Origin of the sequence: Streptomyces sp. NPDC047453, from assembly GCF_040643155.1 — a bacterium.
Classification (GTDB): Bacteria; Actinomycetota; Actinomycetes; order Streptomycetales; family Streptomycetaceae; genus Streptomyces.
On the sequence record NZ_JBEYTS010000006.1, the window covers coordinates 66,082 to 85,103 of the forward strand.

General features: G+C 71.9%; 15 protein-coding genes. 10 read left to right on the forward strand and 5 right to left on the reverse strand.

Annotated elements, in window-relative coordinates; all coding sequences use genetic code 11:
- Nucleotides 1-48 precede the first annotated feature (48 nt).
- Entirely contained in the window at nucleotides 49-363 is a 315-nt protein-coding gene (locus ABZ818_RS08210) for a DUF5955 family protein (protein WP_361412201.1), read from the reverse strand.
- Between the two features lie 191 nt (nucleotides 364-554).
- Here ABZ818_RS08210 and ABZ818_RS08215 point away from each other — a divergent pair, with 191 nt between their 5' ends.
- Together ABZ818_RS08215 and aceB are read left to right on the forward strand one after the other, a co-directional pair.
- Nucleotides 555-1,154 (forward strand): nucleotidyltransferase family protein, encoded by a 600-nt coding sequence (locus ABZ818_RS08215; RefSeq protein ID WP_361412203.1) that lies wholly within the window; start codon nucleotides 555-557, stop codon nucleotides 1,152-1,154.
- 222 nt (nucleotides 1,155-1,376) lie between these two features.
- Nucleotides 1,377-3,002 carry a malate synthase A gene (aceB, locus tag ABZ818_RS08220; protein ID WP_361412205.1) on the forward strand — a complete coding sequence of 542 codons (1,626 nt, stop codon included), beginning with the start codon at nucleotides 1,377-1,379 and terminating at the stop codon, nucleotides 3,000-3,002.
- 204 nt (nucleotides 3,003-3,206) lie between these two features.
- On the opposite strand, the gene ABZ818_RS08225 is transcribed toward aceB, so the two are convergent.
- Nucleotides 3,207-4,121: a HipA family kinase gene (locus ABZ818_RS08225; RefSeq protein ID WP_361412207.1), complete on the reverse strand. Its 915-nt coding sequence runs from the start codon at nucleotides 4,119-4,121 to the stop codon at nucleotides 3,207-3,209.
- A 209-nt stretch (nucleotides 4,122-4,330) separates the two neighbouring features.
- Between ABZ818_RS08225 and ABZ818_RS08230 the strand changes: the two genes are divergently transcribed.
- A complete protein-coding gene (locus ABZ818_RS08230; RefSeq protein WP_031128743.1) occupies nucleotides 4,331-4,501 on the forward strand; it encodes a thiazolylpeptide-type bacteriocin in 171 nt (56 codons plus the stop codon).
- Between the two features lie 756 nt (nucleotides 4,502-5,257).
- A complete protein-coding gene (locus tag ABZ818_RS08235; RefSeq protein WP_361412484.1) occupies nucleotides 5,258-5,515 on the forward strand; it encodes a hypothetical protein in 258 nt (85 codons plus the stop codon).
- 150 nt (nucleotides 5,516-5,665) lie between these two features.
- Here the strand turns inward: ABZ818_RS08235 and ABZ818_RS08240 are convergent, their stop codons facing one another.
- Nucleotides 5,666-8,083, reverse strand: a complete 2,418-nt coding sequence (locus ABZ818_RS08240) for a lamin tail domain-containing protein (RefSeq protein ID WP_361412464.1) — start codon at nucleotides 8,081-8,083, stop codon at nucleotides 5,666-5,668.
- A gap of 761 nt (nucleotides 8,084-8,844) precedes the next feature.
- Entirely contained in the window at nucleotides 8,845-10,350 is a 1,506-nt protein-coding gene (locus ABZ818_RS08245) for an IucA/IucC family protein (RefSeq protein ID WP_361412209.1), read from the reverse strand.
- A 111-nt stretch (nucleotides 10,351-10,461) separates the two neighbouring features.
- Here ABZ818_RS08245 and ABZ818_RS08250 point away from each other — a divergent pair, with 111 nt between their 5' ends.
- Genes ABZ818_RS08250 through ABZ818_RS08260 form a run of 3 tightly spaced genes read left to right on the forward strand, consistent with a single transcriptional unit; the run spans nucleotide 10,462 to nucleotide 14,090 of the window.
- Nucleotides 10,462-11,994, forward strand: coding sequence for an IucA/IucC family protein (locus ABZ818_RS08250; RefSeq protein ID WP_361412211.1), 1,533 nt, complete (start codon nucleotides 10,462-10,464; stop codon nucleotides 11,992-11,994).
- Nucleotides 11,995-12,003: 9 nt separating this feature from the next.
- Nucleotides 12,004-13,269, forward strand: a complete 1,266-nt coding sequence (locus ABZ818_RS08255) for a VWA domain-containing protein (protein WP_361412213.1) — start codon at nucleotides 12,004-12,006, stop codon at nucleotides 13,267-13,269.
- Nucleotides 13,269-14,090: a hypothetical protein gene (locus tag ABZ818_RS08260; protein ID WP_361412215.1), complete on the forward strand. Its 822-nt coding sequence runs from the start codon at nucleotides 13,269-13,271 to the stop codon at nucleotides 14,088-14,090. The genes ABZ818_RS08255 and ABZ818_RS08260 overlap by 1 nt, the downstream gene beginning before the upstream one ends.
- Before the next feature lie 60 nt (nucleotides 14,091-14,150).
- Here ABZ818_RS08260 and ABZ818_RS08265 read toward each other — a convergent pair whose 3' ends face one another.
- Nucleotides 14,151-14,789: a winged helix-turn-helix transcriptional regulator gene (locus tag ABZ818_RS08265; RefSeq protein WP_361412217.1), complete on the reverse strand. Its 639-nt coding sequence runs from the start codon at nucleotides 14,787-14,789 to the stop codon at nucleotides 14,151-14,153.
- A gap of 87 nt (nucleotides 14,790-14,876) precedes the next feature.
- Here ABZ818_RS08265 and ABZ818_RS08270 point away from each other — a divergent pair, with 87 nt between their 5' ends.
- From ABZ818_RS08270 to ABZ818_RS08280, 3 genes are all read left to right on the forward strand, one after another.
- On the forward strand, nucleotides 14,877-16,085 hold the full coding sequence (locus ABZ818_RS08270; protein WP_361412219.1) for a pyridoxal phosphate-dependent aminotransferase: 1,209 nt from the start codon (nucleotides 14,877-14,879) through the stop codon (nucleotides 16,083-16,085).
- A gap of 320 nt (nucleotides 16,086-16,405) precedes the next feature.
- Nucleotides 16,406-17,860 (forward strand): hypothetical protein, encoded by a 1,455-nt coding sequence (locus ABZ818_RS08275; protein ID WP_361412221.1) that lies wholly within the window; start codon nucleotides 16,406-16,408, stop codon nucleotides 17,858-17,860.
- Complete coding sequence (locus ABZ818_RS08280; RefSeq protein WP_361412223.1) at nucleotides 17,857-19,005, forward strand: hypothetical protein; 1,149 nt, start codon at nucleotides 17,857-17,859, stop codon at nucleotides 19,003-19,005. The genes ABZ818_RS08275 and ABZ818_RS08280 overlap by 4 nt, the downstream gene beginning before the upstream one ends.
- Nucleotides 19,006-19,022 lie beyond the last annotated feature (17 nt).

Below are 19,022 nucleotides of genomic sequence, written 5' to 3' on the forward strand. Positions count from 1 at the left end.
GGGCACCGGGCCTCAGGGCACGGACGCCGACCGGGACTGACGGGGCCGTCAACCGCGTGGCGGCTCCGCGAACAGGTCGACCGCGGTGCGCACCTGGGACAGTCCGTGCGCCAGGGCGCTGACCGAGCCGATGGATCCGGCGATCAGCAGCAGGGAGCGGCGCAGCCGCGGGATCTCGGGAGTGCCGTGGGCGGCCATCGCGGCGAGGGCTGCCAGTTCGTCCTCGGCGATGGCACGGTCGGAAAACTCCGCCGGATGCGCGGCGAGCTCGCGGCGCAGCCGGGCCACGGCGGTCCGCAGCTCCGTCACCCTGGGATCCTCTTTGCCGCCGGTCGCCGGCCGCTGGTCCAAGCTCCGCAACACAGCCCCTCCCCCTCGCAGCCGTCGTGCGCCGTCCCCTCCGTGGTCCCGTCGGACATCCCTGTCGAGCGGGTCGGGCGCCGGGGGACGCCGATCAGTAAACGCCACCAGGACCGGGGCGCGCCACCGCGGGGACCGAAATTCAGCCCCCGCACACCGGCTCGACAGGGGACGGTCCGCGGTATGCAGGACCCATGACACGCACAGAGGACGAGATCGCGGGACTGGTGCTGGCGGCCGGCGGCGGGCGGCGGCTCGGCGGGCGGCCCAAGGCGCTGCTCGCGCACCGGGGCCGGCCGCTGGTGGAGCACGCGGTCGGGATCCTGCGGGCGGCCGGATGCGAGCGCGTCCACGTCGTCCTGGGCGCGCGGTCGGCCGAGGTGCGGCAGCGCGCGGCGCTGGCCGGCTGCGTGCTCGTGGAGAACCCGTTCTGGGAGCGGGGCATGGGCTCCTCGCTGCGGGCCGGGCTGGACTCCCTCGCCGGTACGGGGGTCCGCGCGGCCCTGGTCCTGCTCGTGGACCAGCCCGGGGTGAGCGCCGAGGCGGTGGCCCGGGTGCGCGCCGCGTACCGGGACGAGGGCTCGCTGGTCTCGGCGGCGTACGACGGGGTGCGCGGCCATCCGGTGCTGCTCGGGGCGGCCCACTGGGACGGCGTCGCGGAGAGTGCGGCCGGCGACCGGGGGGCACGCGCCTATCTGAGGGCGCACGAGAGATCGATCACCCTCGTCGAGTGCGGGGACGTGGCACGGGCGTACGACATCGACACCGAGGCCGACCTGGGCCACCTTGAGTGAGCGGGGTGGCACTGAGCGCCACCTTTCCTCGACTCGAAGAATCTCGACGTCAACACACGATTGAACTTCCACCATGAGGAAACTACTATCCACAGTTCAGAAGCACCCGACCGCTCCTCGGGTGCGATATGCCGCATTCACAACCATTGGCACCCGGTGCCACGGCATGGTGGCACTGAACGTGGTTCGCTGAAGAAGCTCCCCCGAAGGAAGTGACAGCTCATGTCCGCACCAGCGCCGTCCCCGCTGGCCATCGTCGACGCCGAGCCCCTGCCCCGGCAGGACGAGGTCCTCTCCGACGCGGCGCTCGCCTTCGTGGCCGAGCTGCACCGGCGGTTCACGCCGCGACGCGACGAACTCCTCACCCGCCGGGCGCAGCGCCGCGCCGAGATCGCCCGCACCTCCACGCTCGACTTCCTCCCGGAGACGGCCGCGATCCGCGCGGACGACTCCTGGAAGGTGGCCCCCGCTCCCGCGGCCCTGAACGACCGCCGGGTCGAGATCACCGGTCCCACCGACCGCAAGATGACCATCAACGCGCTCAACTCGGGTGCGAAGGTCTGGCTCGCCGACTTCGAGGACGCCTCCGCCCCCACCTGGGAGAACGTGGTCCTCGGCCAGCTCAACCTGATCGACGCCTACACCCGGAACATCGACTTCACGGACGCCGGCTCCGGCAAGTCCTACGCGCTGCGCCCGAACGAGGAGCTCGCCACGGTCGTCATGCGCCCGCGCGGCTGGCACCTCGACGAGCGCCACCTCGTCGACGCGGACGGCACCCAGGTGCCCGGCGCCTTCGTCGACTTCGGCCTGTACTTCTTCCACAACGCCCAGCGTCTGCTCGACCTCGGCAAGGGCCCGTACTTCTACCTCCCGAAGACGGAGTCGCACCTGGAGGCGCGGCTGTGGAACGACGTGTTCGTCTTCGCCCAGGACTACGTCGGCATCCCGCAGGGCACCGTGCGCGCCACCGTCCTGATCGAGACGATCACGGCCGCGTACGAGATGGAGGAGATCCTCTACGAACTGCGCGACCACGCCGCCGGGCTGAACGCGGGCCGCTGGGACTACCTGTTCTCCATCGTCAAGAACTTCCGTGACGGCGGAGCCAAGTTCGTCCTGCCGGACCGCAACGCGGTCACGATGACGGCTCCGTTCATGCGCGCCTACACCGAACTCCTCGTGCGCACCTGCCACAAGCGCGGGGCGCACGCGATCGGCGGCATGGCGGCCTTCATCCCCTCCCGCCGGGACGCCGAGGTCAACAAGGTGGCCTTCGAGAAGGTCCGCGCCGACAAGGACCGCGAGGCCGGCGACGGCTTCGACGGCTCCTGGGTGGCCCACCCCGACCTGGTGCCGATCTGCCTGGAGTCCTTCGACAAGGTCCTCGGCGACAAGCCGAACCAGAAGGACCGGCTGCGCGAGGACGTGCACGTCGAGGCGGCCGATCTGATCGCGGTCGACTCCCTCGACGCCAAGCCGACGTACGCGGGCCTGGTCAACGCCGTCCAGGTCGGCATCCGTTACATCGAGGCCTGGCTGCGCGGTCTGGGCGCGGTCGCGATCTTCAACCTGATGGAGGACGCGGCCACCGCGGAGATCTCCCGTTCGCAGATCTGGCAGTGGATCAACGCGGGCGTGGAGTTCGAGAACGGCCGGAAGGTCACGCCGGAGCTGGCCCGCGAGGTCGCCGCCGAGGAACTGGAGAACATCCACAAGGAGATCGGCGACGAGGCCTTCGCCGCCGGTCACTGGCAGCAGGCCCACGACCTGCTGCTCCAGGTCTCCCTCGACGAGGACTACGCCGACTTCCTGACCCTGCCGGCGTACCAGCAGCTCAAGGGCTGACAACCGCACCGCGAGAAGTGGGGCCGGGGGGGGGGGGGGGCCCGGCGCGGCGGGCCCCGGCGCATCCCCCCCGGGGGGGGGCTGCCGAGGCGCCGCCCTGCCACGCCGGCCCGCGGGCGGGGGGCGGGGGGGCGGGCCCGCCCCCACTTCTCGTCGTGCCCCGGCTCATCCCGGGGGCACGGACCAGTCCTGCACTGCGGCAGGTCACCCCAGGTGCACGGACCAGTCCTGCGCCGCGGCCGGCCTGCCGTGCAGATCGGGGACGCGCTTGAGCCAGTCCGGCCGGCCCGCCCGGGTCCGCGCGGCCCGCCGGGACTCCTCCGCCGCCAGCTCCTCGCGGGTGGGGAAGTCGGTGGGCAGCCAGGCCGGGGAGGCCTCGACACGGGCGGCGAGGTAGTCGACGTAGGCGTGCCGGGCCTCGTCCGGGCCGGCGAAACCGGGCTCGTCGGCGAGCCAGGCGTCCGGCACCTCGGCGAGGACGGACCGCAGCAGCTCGCGGGTCACCCTGGGGGCCAGTTCGGCGTCGGCGGCCACCACGTCCGGCGCGTACCGGCCCAGCGCGTGGTGGCGGAAGTCGTAGGCCTTCCCCGGTTCCGAGGCGTCCCAGCGGTGGTGGAAGACCAGGGCCGCGCCGTGGTCGATGAGCCACAGGCGCGGCGGCGCGGTGCCGAAGGTCGGCCACACCATCAGGTTCGAGCTGTGGACGGTGCGGTCCACGTTCACGGTCAGCGCGTCCAGCCAGACGATCCGGCCCGCCTCCACGGGGTCCACCGGGAAGTGCTCGGCGACCTCGGGGGTGAAGTCCGCGGCGCCCGGCAGGTAGTCCATGCCGAGGTTCACGCCCGGGCTCGCGTCGAGCAGGTCGCGCACCTCCTGGTGGGGTTCGTGCGCGGCCAGCGCGGGATCGAAGTGCACGAGGACCAGCTCGGGGAACCGCAGTCCGAGGGCGCGCGCCAGCTCACCCACGATCACCTCGGCGACCAGCGCCTTGCGGCCCTGCGCGGAGCCGGTGAACTTCACCACGTACGTGCCGAGGTCGTCGGCCTCGACGACTCCGGGCACGGAGCCGCCGGACCGCAGCGGCTCTATGTAGCGGGTGGCGTTGACCTGGGTGAGCATCCCCCCAGGCTATACGGGGAGAATCCGGGGAGTTTCGGCCGGCGTGCCGATCCTTCCGCGCGCCCCGGTCGCCCGCTGGCGCCGCGTGCCAGCGGGATGCCAGCGGGAGACGTGCCGAACGGTGAGCGGAGGCCGCTGGAATGGTCCCGTACCCCACACGGCGGAGGCTGCCGGCCACGGCGGTCCGCCCCGACTCATCGGGAGGCACCATGAACAAGGACCTGAGCACCCTCGCGGACGAGATCCTCGAGCTCGAGGCCGAGACCTTCGAGATCTCCGACTACTCGGACGCCAGCGAGGTCGTGCTGGCCGGTTGCACGAGCACCAGCTCCACCTCGACCTCCAGCTCCACCTGCAGCACCACCTCCTGCTCCGCCTGAGCCCAGGTCCGGTGCCGCAGCGCCCGGTTCGCGCCCTCCCTCGTCAAGAGGCGGTCGCGAACCGGGCGTTCGGCGTGCCCCGGACCGACCGCACCGGCGCCCGGGGGCGCACGTCCCGGCCCCGGGCCGTCCGGGGCGGGAGTGAATGCCGTGACAAGGTTTGGAGAACGCCGTCCGTCAAGCGCGCCCGCCCTCCCGGGAGCGTCCGTCCGGCGCGGGGCACCGACAGGCCCATGACCAGTAACTATGCTGTTTTTAAAGCAAGTTGACGCATAGTCAGTGGCTGAAATTCACCCCTTGAGCATTTCTTGACCGCCTCTTGACCCGCGGTCTACGCCAGTAGACACTCACCACTGCCACAAGGCCGAAATCGTTTCGTGAAGACGACTTCACACGTGCTCCGTCCCGCCCGCACCAGAGGGGAGATCAGGGTCCTGTGTGAGCCACCGCCCTCGACCGGGGCGGCCATGGCGGCAGGACACCACTTCCCTGAAGGCGCCGTGGTGAGCCGGTCCGGCAGGTGTTCGACGGTCAACGGGGGAACTCGGTGCGTTTTCAGTTGCTCGGTCCGCTCAGCATCACCGACGGGCGTGACGTGGTCGTTCTTCCGCCGTCCAAACCGACGTCGCTGCTGGCGGCGCTGCTGGTCCGCCCCGGCGAGCGGCCCTGCGGTGCGACCCGCACACCACCGACTCGATACGGCGCGCTCACACCGGACTCCTGGGGCCCGGGCGGGTCCTGCCCTGGCCGGGATCGATGGCCACGGAGGACTTCCCGCTGTTCGGGGACGCCGGAGCCGATCTCCACGGGCGGCACGGAGTCCCGCTGGTCTACTGGATGCTGGGCGTGGTGGGCGCGGACGAATGGCGCCGGGCAACGGCCGACGGCCCCGACACCTCACCACCCCCGGCCCCGAACCACTCCCCGCACTTCGCCCCCCACATCGGCAGCGCCCTGCGTCCCGCGATCGCCGCGCTGACGAGCGCGGCACTCGACCGGTTCGCGGCCACGTGAGAGACCAGCGCCGCACGAGGGGCCGCGGGCAGTGGGAGTCACGCCTGGGACCTGTCCAGCGCTGCAGGCGCTCGTGCGTCAGGACATATGCAGACAAGCCCGCCCGCCCCCGCTGCACTGAGCGCGGGAGCGGGCGGGCCTGCACCAGCCTTACGGCTTCACACGCAGAACCTGCGGGTCGTGGTCGCTGGTCTGGTCGGCGAACTCGGAGTTGATGTGCACCACGTCGTAGGTGACGTGGTTCAGCATGCTCGGGTTGACCATCATGTGGTCCAGCACCTGCGAGTTGCCCTGGTAGACGTAGGAGTAGCGCTCCTCCACCGGCAGGGTGTTCATCAGGTCGGTGAGCTGCTTGCCGTCACCGGTCAGGGTCTTCATCGCGGGGGAGAACTGGAAGTCGTTGAAGTCGCCCAGGGAGACGATGAGGGCCTTGGGGTCGGCGGCCTCGAGCTTCCTGACGAAGGCGTTCTCCAGCGTGGCCTGCTTCGTCCGCTGCACCTCGGAGCTGCGGACGGGCTCCTGGATGCGGCCGGCGATGTTCTGGTCGCCGCCCTTGCTGTTGAAGTGGTTGGCGATCACGAAGATCTTCTTCTTGTTCTTCGAGAGGAACTCGCCGACCAGCGGCTTACGGCTGCTGTTCCACGCCTCGTTGGTGGGGTCGATCCGTCCGGGCGAGACAGTCAGGTGGGCGTCGCTGCCCTTGCCGACGACATCGACGGCGGTGAGGGAGTCGCCACCCGGCCGGTCGACAAAGCTGACCCGCGTCGGGTCGAACAGGAAGACGGTGCGGATGTTGCCACCCGGCTGGCCGCCGTCCTTGTTGTTCACCGGGTTGATCTGACGGTACTCGTAGCGCGGGCCGCCCGCGGCGACGATGGCGTCGGTGAGCTTGGCCAGCGTCTTGTCGGGGTCCACGGTGCCGTCGTCGACGGCGCCGTTGTTGTCCTGGATCTCCTCGAGACCGACGATGGCGGGCGCGCGGAGGTTGGTGACCAGGCCGTGGGCGAGCCGGTCGAACTTGGCCTGCGGGTTGCTCGCCGCGAGGTTCTCCATGTTGTACGTGGCGACGGTGACCTCGTTGCCCTTCGCCTCGCTCGCGACCTCGGGCTCGAGACCGTTGTCCTTGTGGGTGCCGAGCTTGCGCGCCTCGAGGATGTAGGTGCCGGCGAACTGGCTGTAGTCCAGCGGGCCCTCGGTGACGCCGGTGAGCTCGTCGCCCACGTTCGCCATCGGGAACGGGTCCGTGGTGTTGATCGCCTGGACCTGGAGACGAGCCACGTTCGGGTCGTCGTACGACGGGTAGTAGACGCCGCCGCGCTTGGTCTTGTTGTGCTCGGGGTCGGCCGTGACCCACATCTCGTGGTAGGCGTCCGTGGCGCCGACGACGCGGACGTCGGAGACCTGGACGTTCATGCCTTCCAGGGACTCGTAGAAGTCCAGGGCGTACTTGGCCGGCTCGAGGTCGAGGTTGTCGATGCTGCCGTTGCTGTCACCCTTGGGGGACCACGCGGCAGGGATGCTGTCCTTGTCGAGGACGACCGGGGCCGGCAGCGGGTTGCCGCTGGACAGCACGGTGACCGTCGGCTTGATGATCTCGGTGATCGACTGGATGCCGCCGTCGTAGCCACCCGGGTAGTACTCGGAGACCACACCGGAGACGGTGACGCTGTCGCCGACCTTCACCGTGGGGGTGGAGCTGGTGTAGACGAAGATGCCCTCGCTGGTGCGGGGGTCGTTGTCCGGGTTGGGGTCCTGCATCCAGAAGCCCTTGGACGTCGAGGACGTGCTGGTGGTGCGGACACCGGTGACGATGCCGGTGACGTCCTTGACGTCCTTGGTGGCGAGCGGGGAGCGCCGGTTGGTGCCCTGGATGTCGTGGATCTTCGCCGAGATCGCGTCGGCGGGGGGCGTCGGGGTCGGCGACGGGGAGGGGTCGCCACCGCCGGGGCCGCCGGCCTCGCCACCGGAGTTCTCCGGGGTGGGGGCACCCGCGGCGAAGTCGGCCGCGTTGTCGTCGGTGTCGACCAGGGTCTTGCGGGCGACCGAGGCGGTGTTGCTCGCGCCCGCGGCCGGGCCGGAGCCCTCGCGGACGACGGCGGTGCCGAAGCCGACCAGGTCCTTGATGCGGGGGTCGGCGGCGCAGTCCTCGGCGGTGAGGCAGGTCAGCAGGTCGGTGCCCTGGACCAGCGCGACCGTGCCGGTGGTGCCCGACATGTTGATGCTGCCGGTGGCGTCCGGGGTCGGCAGGGCGGTGGTGCCGCCGGTGCCCGCGGCCTCCTGGATCAGGTAACGGCCGTTGCCGGCAAGGGAGCCGGTGAGACGGGTGGCCTGCCACTTGGTGGTCGGGCCGGGATTGCCCGACAGGTACTGGACGCTGTAGCCGGAGAGGTCCAGCGAGCCGGAGCCGGCGTTGGCCAGCTCGATGAAGTCGTTGGTGAGGGTGGCGCCGGAGTTGCCGCCGCCTCCGTAGACCTCGGAGATGACGGCGTCGGCCGACGGGGTGGCGAAGGCGGAGTGGACGCCCACTCCGGCCAGCACCAGCGAGCCGGTGATCGCCAGCGGTATCAGTCGCTTGCGCAGAGAAGTCGCGCGGTGTCTCGCAGGGCGGGGCGCTTCAGCGCTGGAGTTCGACACAGGAAGGGTCTCCTTGGGAGCCGGGAAAGCATGAGGGCGCGTGGGGGAGCGCCGACCGACCCGGATCCGCTGTCGACGGCCGGGGTCTGGCACGCGCTCAAGCTACGCGCATAGATACGTCCGAAAAAAGGCCGCGGGTCAAACGCTTGGCAAACTGTTATCCGGCGCCCGGCTCGCCCGGCGCCCGGTGCGCGTGGCGACATGACCGGTGGTGAGCCGATCCGACGGGTGCGACGGCAGGCTGCGCCTCGCGTCGGCCGGTTGGCGAGGTGACACCCGTTCAGAGAGGAACGACGGGAGGCGGTCAGCCGCGTGTGAAGCCGGCGCGGCTGCCCAGGTCCGCGACGGTGCGGTACACCGCGAACTGGGTGTAGACACCACAGACTTCCGTTCAGTGGGATGCTTCGGGATCGTCGGCGCAGCCGGTGGAACGCCACAGCACACCAGGCCAGATGTCCTGCAGACGCTGCGGTTCCATCCCGCATCCCAGTGCCAGAACGTGAACGGCGGTCAACAAGGGTTTCCTCATCTCGAAACCAATGGGTGAGCAGTTGGTCGCGGCAGGGGCAGGTGCGGAGTTCGGAAACTCATCACCGCTGTTCGGCGACGACCTTCGCGACGAACCGCGGACCGGCGGAAGCTTGTCGTCCCCAGGTCGTCGGCCTCGACGACTGCGGGCACGGACCCGCCGGGGATCAGCCTGGGATTCCGGCGGTCACCAGCGGATTCGGCAGCGGCTGGTAGCGGGCCGCCGCGCCGTCGGCGTTCGTCCAGCGCAGCAGCAGGTTCGTCTTGCCGGGCACGATGGGCGAGGTGAGCAGGCCGGCGGCCTCGGGCAGGTCGTGGCGGGCGAGTTCACGGCGGACGGCGGGCCAGGGGTCGAGAGCCGGGTGGCGTTCGGCGAGGGCGGCGGCGATCTCGCTGAGGTGGTTGACGACCAGGCAGTACACCAGCCGCTCCCAGCCGGCTGCCCGGGACACGTCCGGCAGCAGCTTGACGCCCTCCGCGTCCCGGAAGAGTGCCTGCACGGGCAGGCCGGCGGCGTCCACCGCGATCAGCGAGTTCTGCAGATGGGCCTCCAGGACGACACCGTGCCGCGCGAAGGCCCCGAGGGCGGGGGGTATCACCTGGCGCAGGTACGCCTCCCACCACAGCGCCGGGTCCGCCGGGCCGTCCAGCGGGTTGCCGTCGAAGCCCTCGGCGAGGGCCGCGGCGAGCAGCGGGGTCGCGCCCGGCACCAGGTGCCGGGCGAGTCCGTCGCGGACGACGACGGCGAGTTCCTCGAAGGCGAAGGCGGCGGTGCGGTAACCGCGGTCGGACAGCCAGGCCGCCGGACCGCCCAGTCGTGCGAAGGCGGTGGTGACGGCCGTGTCCGTGCGGCGCAGCTTCAGCAGGTCGTGCCGCCACAGCCGCCGTACGTCGTTCGTGATCCGCACGTCCAGACTGAACTTCAGGAAGAGGTCGGCGCCCGGGACGTGGACGGTGCGGACCGCCGCCGTGGGCCACACCGCGCGGGCCGTCGTGCCCAGCCGCAGCAGCCGCCCGTCGGCGAAGGCCCCGGCGAGGTCGCGGCCCACCAGTTCGAGCTGCCAGGGGTGGGCGGGCAGCAGCCGGTAGCCGGGCGGGGCCTGGCCCAGCGCGTCGAGCGCCGAGGTGTCGCCCTCCTCGGCGACCACGTCCTCGTGCACCCCGAGCAGCACCAGGGGGAAGCGGGCGTGCGCCTCGGGCGCGTACGGCAGCCAGGAGGCGACCGGTCCGCCGCCGCGCGCCTTCGGCGCCGGATGGTACGGGTGGCCGGTGACGAGCGCCTGCTCGGACCGGATGTACGGGTCCTCGGGCACCGGCGCGCGGTCGCGGGCGGCGAGCAGCGCCGCCACCGCCTCCCGGCTGTCGATCATCTCGGCGGGCAGTTCGTCGTTGGGCACGCCGGTGTGCCGACCCAGCTCCTCGGCCACGAGTTTGACCAGTTCCGGGTGGTCGATCCGCTGCCAGCCACCCTCCGCGTACACCTCCGGCGCGGTGGGCCGCCGCCCGTCGCGCACCCGCAGCAGCCGGTCCCCGCCCGGCAGCCGGTACGTCCGCCGCCCGCCCGGATCCGGATACGGCCGCGCGACCTCGCGGATCAGGCAGTTCAGCAGGGGCGCGGACGCGTACGCGTCCGCGCGCTCCGCGATGCCGTCGGTGGGGGGCGTGAGCTCCATGCGTTTTACTCGGTCCGTTCGGTCCATAAGTCCACACGGTGCGAAGGTGATCAGTATGTCTGCCCGGCACGCGCCGACCTGACGCCCGCCCGCTATCGGAGGAGTCCGACCGTGCACCGTCCCCCAGCCACCGAGACCGAGGTCGCCGAGGAGCTGGCCGCCGTGCGGCCCGACCTGGTCTCACGGTACGCGGCGCGGCTGCACGGCGCGCGGGCCGCCGTACTGACCCGGCTGTGGCGCGCGCTCGCCCACGAGCCGCTGCCGTGGATCACCGGCCGGGACCGCACCCGGGACGCGCTCGTCCTGCGGCTGCGCGACGGCCGCCGGCTGGAGGGGCCGCCGTCCGACCCGTACGCCACCTCCGCGCACGTCACGGCCGTACGTCTGGCCGGGACGGCCCACGAGGATCCGGCGCGGCTGATGAGGGACCTCGCCGTGCCGCACGGCGACTCGCTCGCCGCCGAACTCGGGCACAGCGTCGCCTCTCTTGCGCTGTCGCGGGCCGATCAGCCACCGGGGGGCGAGGGGCATCCGGAGGAATGGCCGGTGGCGGACTGGCAGTGGGAGCAGCGGGTGGTCGACGGCCACCCCTTCCACCCCAACTGCCGTTCCCGGCCCGGTTTCTCGGTCGCCGAGCAGCTCGCGTACGGGCCCGAGCACCGGCCGTCGGTCGAGCTGGGCCTGCTGCCGGTGCCGGAGCGGGAGTGCCTGGTGAGCGGGGCGTGGCCGCGGGACTTGCGGGAGGGCGGGCGGCTGCTGATTCCCGTGCACCCCTGGCAGGCGGCGCACGTGCTCAAGCAGCCGCGCGGGGAACGTGCCCTCGCGGCCCATCCGCTGATGTCGCTGCGCACCCTGGCCGTGCCCGGCGGGCTCCACGTCAAGACCTCGCTCAGCGCCCGGCTGACGTCCTCGGTCCGGGACATCTCGGTCGGCTCGGTGACCGCCTCCGCCGCCCTGTCGGACTTCGCCGTGGACCTGGCGGCCCGCACGGACGGCCTGCTGCACATCACGCGCACCCTGGGCGCGGCCACCGCGGGCTCCCCCGATCTGGCGGCCCTGTGGCGCGAGTCGCCGCGGACGTACGCCGCCCCCGGGGAGCACGTCGTGCCGGTGGCGGCGCTGTCCACCACGGACCTGCCCGACTCGCCCGCCTGGACAGCCGAGTTCACACGCCTGGCGCTGGCCGTCGGACTGCGTCTGCTGGAGCTGGGGGTGGCCCTGGAGGCGCATGGCCAGAACCTGCTCGTCGTGCTGTCCGGGTCCGGCTCCCCGCTGCGGCTGGTCTACCGCGACCTCGCCGACATCCGGATCAGCCCGGCCCGGCTGACCCGGCACGGCATCGCCGTACCGGAGTTGCCCGCCCGGAACCTCACCGACGACCCGACCGCCCTGCGCCGCAAGCTGTTCGGCTCGCTGGTGGCGGGCGCGCTGGCGGGCACGGCCGGATCGGCGGCCCCGCTGCGGACGGCGCTGGAGCCGGCCGTACGAGACCTGCCACACACCCCGGACGTAGAGGCTCTGCGCGAACAGCCGCTTCCAGCAAAGGCGTTGACGCTGATGCGGCTGTCTCCCGGCACACCCGGCGACCTGTGGACCGGGCTGCCCAACCCGCTCGTTTTGATCCCCGGCACGTCCGGTCAATAGGATCCGCCGATGATCACAAGACAACGGCTGGCGGCAGGAGTCTGTGCTCTGCTCGCCGCCCTGACGGCCGGGATGGCCTTTCCCGCCGGTGCCACAGCCGACGAGATGGAGGGGCAGGATGCCCCGAAGGTCGAACTCGTCCTGGACGTCAGCGGTTCCATGCGGACCCGGGACATTGACGGCGGGACACGGATGGCCGCGGCCAAGCAGGCGTTCAACGAGGTGCTCGACGCGACCCCCGAGGAGGTCCAGCTCGGTATCCGCACCCTCGGTGCCAACTACCCGGGCAACGACCGTCAGACGGGCTGCAAGGACACCGCTCAGCTCTACCCGGTCGGTCCGCTGAACCGCACCGAGGCCAAGACGGCGGTGGCGACGCTGGTGCCGACCGGCTGGACCCCGATCGGACCGGCTCTCCAGAAGGCGGCCACTGACCTCGACGGCGGCAACGGCATGCGCCGGATCGTCCTGATCACCGACGGCGAGGACACCTGCCAGCCGCTGGACCCGTGCGAAGTGGCCCGCGAGATCGCGGCCAAGGGCATCGGGCTGACCATCGACACCCTCGGCCTGGTGCCGGACGCCAAGACCCGCGACCAGCTCATCTGCATCGCGGAGGCGACCGGCGGCACCTACACCTCCGTACAGCACAAGGAGGAACTCAGCGACCGCGTCGGCCAGTTGGTCGACCGGGCCGCCGACCCGGTGGTGACGCCGGTGGCCACGGAGGGCGCCACCGAGTGCGCGAAGGCGCCGACGCTCAAGTCCGGCCTCTACACCGACCGCGAGGAGTTCGGGCAGCAGCGCTGGTACCGGGTGGACGTCAACCCCGGCCAGGAGCTGCGGGCCTCGGTGAGCGTCGCCGCGGACCGGGCCGTCGACCCGGACTACGGCCTGCTGGTGCGGGCCGTGACGGAGCGCGGCCGGGAGATCGTGCGCGGTGAGGCGGCGGGCAACGGCCGTACGGACGTGATCTCCACGGGTCTGCGCTACCCGAAGCCGGAGAGCGACGACGAGAGCGCCCCGGCCGAGACCGTGTGCCTTCAGATCACCAACGCCTTCTCGGCGGCCTCCGGGGTGAAGACCACACCGGGTCTGCCGCTGGAGCTGACCGTCGACGTGGTGGACGGTCCGGGCAAGTCGAGCGACGTGGCCTCCTTCGGTCTCGGCCGCGGCTGGTGGCTGCTCGGCGCGCTGGTGCTCACCGGCTTCGTCGCGGGCCTGTTGTGGGGCTGGGTGTCGCGTTGGCGGGTCGCGATCTGGAGGACGAACTGATGCGTATCACCCGAGTGTTGGGCGCCACCCTGCTGGCGCTCGGGCTGGCCGCGGGCCCCGCGGCAGCCGCTTCGTCGCCCCCGGCGGACCCGTCCGGCGACAGCGGGGCGCCCAGCCAGGCCGGCACCTCGTTCCGTAGCGCGACCGAGATCGAGCAGGGGCAGCAGGCCACCGCCAGCGGCTCCACGGGCGACTACCTGTACTGGTCGTTCGCCGCGGACGCCGGGCAGCGCCCCACCGTCAAGGCGACGGTGAAGCTGCCCGAGGCGCACGCCTCGCAGACCTGGCAGATCGACGTCTACGACGGTCTGCGGCGCCGCCAGTCCTGCCAGTACGGCGCCCAGACCCGCACCGCCGCCCAGGGCACGGCCTCGGTCGAACTCGCCTGCGTGCTGCGCACGGTGCGGGCCTGGTCGGAGCCGTGGGCCAACGACCCGCTGCCGGGCACGTACTACATCCGGCTCACGGTGGCCGGTCTGCCCGCCTCCGACCTGGGTCTGCCGGTGAGCGTCGAGGTACGGGCCGACTCCAAGGACATCGGCGGCGCCGCGGCGGTGGACGGCTCGCTCGCGCAGCCGCTGACCCCGGGCATCGCGGTCAAGTCCGAGCAGGACGGCAGCGATGCGCAGGACGACCAGGGTTCGAAGAAGTCGGCCGTACTGTCCAGCATCGAGCCGGACGGCGGCTGGTCCTCCAACTGGTGGTCCGACCGGTGGGTGTGGACCGGGATCGGCGGCGTGCTCGCCGCGCTCGCGGGCATCGGCGGGTACGCGCTGACGCGCGGCTCGGGACGCCCGTCGCGAATACCGCCGGGCGTCTGACGGCGGTTCCGCCCGACAACACCCCGGAAGGCCCGCTCCTCCTTTGGAGCGGGCCTTCTCTCATGCCTCGCGCAACGCCTTGGCCGCCGCGCCGTCCCCGCTCACCTCGACGCGCCCGTCCCGCACCGCGTCCGCCAGGCCCAACTCCCCGCGGCTTATGGCCGTACACGTGACGGAGTCGAGGGCCAGCCGGGCGTCCGGCTCCGCCGGCGCGGGTCCGTACCCGTAGAGCGGGCCCTCCGCGGCGCCGACATGCAGATGGAAGTCACCTTCCTCCAGCCGGACTTCGATGACGCCCGCCCCTATCCCCGCCTCCTCCAGTGCGCGCAGCAGGGGCAGCGCGAACCAGTGCGCGCGCAGCGCGTCGGTGGGCCGCCGCTCCCCCAGCTCCGTCTGCCCCCACTCCCCGAGCGCCCGCAGCACCGACAGCAACCCACGCCCTCGGGAGGTGAGTTCATAGACGTGGGCGGCTCCGGGCGGCGGCAGCCGGCGCCGGGTCGTCAGCCCGTCCCGTTCCATGTCCTTCAGCCGTGAGGCGAGCATGTCCGTGCTCACGCCCGGCAGGTCGGCGTGCAGATCGGTGTACCGGCGCGGACCGGCCAGCAACTCCCGGACGATCAGCAGGGTCCAGCGGTCGCCGACGGCATCGAGCGCGCGGGCGGCGGAGCAGAACTGGTCGTAGCTACGGCGAGGTGACATGCGACGCAGTGTAGACGGGTTGTTGGACTTTCCAAGCTCCCGCTTGGTAAAACCAAGCAGGACCAGTTACCGGAGGGGAAGCGGCGCATGGAGTTCCGGCAGTCGAGCAAGCTGAGCGAGGTCTGTTACGAGATCCGCGGCCCGGTGATCGAGCACGCCGACGCGCTGGAGGAGGCCGGCCACAGCGTGCTGCGGCTGAACACCGGCAACCCCGCGCTGTTCGGCTTCGAGGCGCCGGAGGAGATCCTCCAGGACATGATCCGGATGCTTCCGCGGGCGCACGGCTACACCGACTCGCGCGGTGTCCTCTCCGCCCGCAGAGCCGTCGCCCAGCGCTACCAGACCCTCGGCCTGCAGGTGGACGTCGACGACGTCTTCCTGGGCAACGGCGTCTCGGAACTGGTCTCGATGGCCGTGCAGGCTCTGATCGAGGACGGCGACGAAATCCTCGTGCCCGCGCCGGACTTCCCGCTCTGGACGGCCGTGACGACGCTGGCCGGCGGCAAGGCGGTCCACTACCTGTGCGACGAGCAGGCCGACTGGTACCCGGACCTGGACGACATGGCCTCGAAGATCACCGACCGCACGAAGGCCGTGGTCGTCATCAACCCCAACAACCCCACCGGCGCGGTCTACCCCAAGGAGGTCCTGGAGGGCTTCTGCGACCTCGCCCGCCGCCACGGCCTGATGGTCTTCGCGGACGAGATCTACGACCAGATCCTCTACGACGACGCCGTCCACCACTCCACCGCCGCGCTCGCCCCGGACCTGGTCGTCCTCACCTTCTGCGGCCTGTCCAAGACCTACCGCGTAGCCGGCTTCCGCTCCGGCTGGCTGGTGGTCACCGGCCCCAAGCAGCACGCGAAGGACTATTTGGAGGGCCTGACCATGCTGGCCTCCATGCGCCTGTGCGCCAACGCCCCCGCCCAGTACGCGATCCAGGCCGCCCTCGGCGGCCGCCAGTCCATCCGCGAGCTGACCGCACCGGGCGGCCGGCTGCACGAACAGCGGAACGTGGCCTGGCAGAAGCTCAACGAGATCCCGGGCGTGACGTGCGTGAAGCCCCGGGGCGCGCTGTACGCGTTCGCCCGCCTGGATCCCAAGGTCCACCGGATCCACGACGACGAGAAGTTCGTCCTGGACCTCCTCCTGCGCGAGAAGATCCAGGTGGTCCAGGGCACCGGCTTCAACTGGCCGGCCCCCGACCACTTCCGCATCCTCACGCTCCCCCACGCGGACGTCCTGGACACGGCGATCAGCAGGATCGGCCGGTTCCTCGGCGGGTACCGGCAGTAGGTTCCGGCGCCGCGCGGCTTGGGCCCGAGGCCGGTCCGGGGCCGAGGCCGGTCCGGGGCCGAGGCCGGGCCCGCGATGGGTCCGGGGCAGCGGTCGGTCCGGCCCCCTCCGGCCAGGGGAAACTCCTTCGAGCCCGCGACCTGCGCTGTGTTACGGTCCCGGTGCCGGCCGCGGGACTTCGGTGCGACTTCCGGAACCTGCCTATGAAGCAATGATTCGCAGCTCGTGCCCCCATTCCCCGGCCGGCCCCGGCAAGGGAGTGCCGGCCGCCGGCTCCGGCAGGGGGCCGCGAGTGAACGGGTGGGGGCAGGGACGGGGGCATGGAGTCGTCCGGGGATCCGATCGCGGCCGAAGACGTACTGCTCTTCGTCAACGCCGCGATCACCGCGACCGGCCAGCGCGAGTTCCGCTCCGACGCGGCGGCCCAACGGCTCTCCCTCGACTTCCTGCACGCCTACACACTGGGCAACTACCGCGACCTCTACGCGGGCGTGCTCGCCCTCGACATCAACGACCACAACGCGGCGCTGATGATCCGCCGGCTGCTGGAGACCGCCGGCGAGGCCACCGCGGACCAGCGCCGCAGCGAGGGCCGGCTGATCGCCGGACGGCTGGCGCTGCTGCCGCCGCAGCGCGTCTACGGGCTCTTCGGCTCGCTGCGCCGCTCCGGGGTGAACAACCGCCGCACCCGCGCCCTGCTGCGCGACTGGCTGGCCGCCCGGCCCGATCCGGCCCTCGACGCCGTCAAGTACCGCAACGGCCTCAAGCGGGCGCTGCGGCACGCGCATCTGGCGCTGGACGACGAACTCGGCGCCTTCCTCTTCGCGCCGCACAGCCGCGCCCGCTACGACACACCCCTCCTGGAGGCCTGGCGGCGGGCGCACTACGAGCAGGCGGCGCTCTACGAACTCCCGTACACCGTCGCGGAGGGCTTCGCGGCCAGGCACGGCATACCGCGCGGCGTGTTCCTGGAGCGCATCGCCCCTCGGCTGACCCGTCTGGAGACGCTGCGGCTCCAGGAGGCGGCGCGGCAGCACGGTCCCGCGGCGGCGCGGGCGGTGGCGGGCGACCTGTCCCGGACGCCGCTCACCCGGCTCGCCGGGTACGTGCTCTCCCTTCCCGCCCCGGAGCGGGTCGCCCGGCGCGAGGAGCTGACCGGAGCGCTGCGCACGGCCGCCCGGCGGACGGCGGGCCGGCACCGGGGAACCTGGGGCCGGGTGGCCGCCGTCCTGGACGACAGCTTCTCCTCCTCCGGTTCGGGCGTGAAGCGGCGCCGGCCGCTGGCGGTCGCCCTGGCCTGCCACTACCTGCTCGAAGCGCTCGCCGGCCACTACACCGGACTGTGGACCTCCGGCCGCGGCGACGCGCTCCTGGCCCACCCCGTCGGCCCGACCCCGCTGGGTGAGCGGATCCTCGACGCGCTGGAGTCGGCACCGGAACGCCTGGTGATCGTCTCCGACGGCTGGGACAACTCTCCTCCCGGACTGGCCGGTGAGGTGCTCCGCGTCTGGCGCACCCGCCTCGACCCTGCCCACCGCACCGGCGTGGTCCACCTCAACCCCGTGTACGACGCCGAGGACTTCGACGTGCGCCGGCTGTCCGCGCGGGTGCCGACCGCGGGCATCCGCGACGCGGAGGACCTGCCCGCGCTCGTCGAGATCGCGCAGTTCGCCGAGGGCCGGACCGACCTGGCCGACCTGACGGCCTACCTGGACGCCCGAGCGGCGCGGCTCACCGCCGCCGCGGACCGGCGGGCGGAGAGGAACCCACGATGACACCGCACGGACTGCTGGACGGGCTGGAGACCCGTCCCTCGCAGGTGTGGGGCGCCGTACGGCTGGTCCCGCTCGTGCGGGCCGAGGCGATCCACGACCTGCGCCTGCACCCGCGGATCCACGACGGGGCGGGCGTGGTCGACCTGGGCCGGGGGCAGAGCTACTGCTCGTACATCCCGCACAGCTTCGTCGCCGACTGGACCGGGGACGGCTCGCCCGCCGCGGCCTACGGAACACAGCTGACCGACGGGCGACCCGAGTGGGAAATCGCGGGCGCACGACTCCACTTCCACCGCCGGATGGCACGCCGGGAGGCCCGGCACCGGCTGCGCTTCCTGCCGCTCCACCTCGCGCTGGAGGGCTATCTCGCGCTCCACTTCGGCGGGCCCGCCGTCGCCTGGGAGCAGTGGTCGCACCGAGCCGTGCGTCAGGGACTCTCCCCGCGTGTCGAAGCCGCCTACCTGGGCACGGAAGTACCCGGACTGGCCGACGCCCTGCGCGTCTTCGAGATCCACCCGGGCCAGTGCGGCGTACTGATCCATCTGGCCGACGCGCAGGCCGCGGCGTTCGTGGTGCCGCACCCGGAGGACTACCGCACCCTGCACCCGACCCTGCTCCAGGACCTCTACGGCGATCTCGTACACCACTACGCCACCCTGATGCCTCCCGTCACGGACTTCAACGCCCGGATCCCCGACACCCGGATCCGCACGCTCGCCGACCTGCGGGCCGCGGCGCAACAGACGGCGCAGTGGGCCGACTTCCACGACACCACCATGGCGGCCGGACTGCTGGACCAGCCGAGCACCTGGCAACTGGCCCGGCGCATGGGCCGCTTCACGCTCTCCCGCTTCCTGCCGCCGTTCCGCCCCAAGCAGGACAACCACATCGGTGAGGCAATCACCGACGAGCACGGCCGGACCGTCTACCTCAAGACGTTCCGCCTATCGGAGAACCAGGTCCGCCGAGGCCACCTCCTCACGCACCTCGCCGCCCACGACTGGCACCTCCCCGCCACCGCCACCGCCCTCGGCCTGACCGAGCCCCAACTGGCCCTCCGCCTGCAGACATCCGGATTCGCCCACCTCCTCCGCCAGGACGTCCCTGACCACTACCGCAAACAGAACCGCACCAAAAACCCCTGACCGGAAACGGAGAAGAG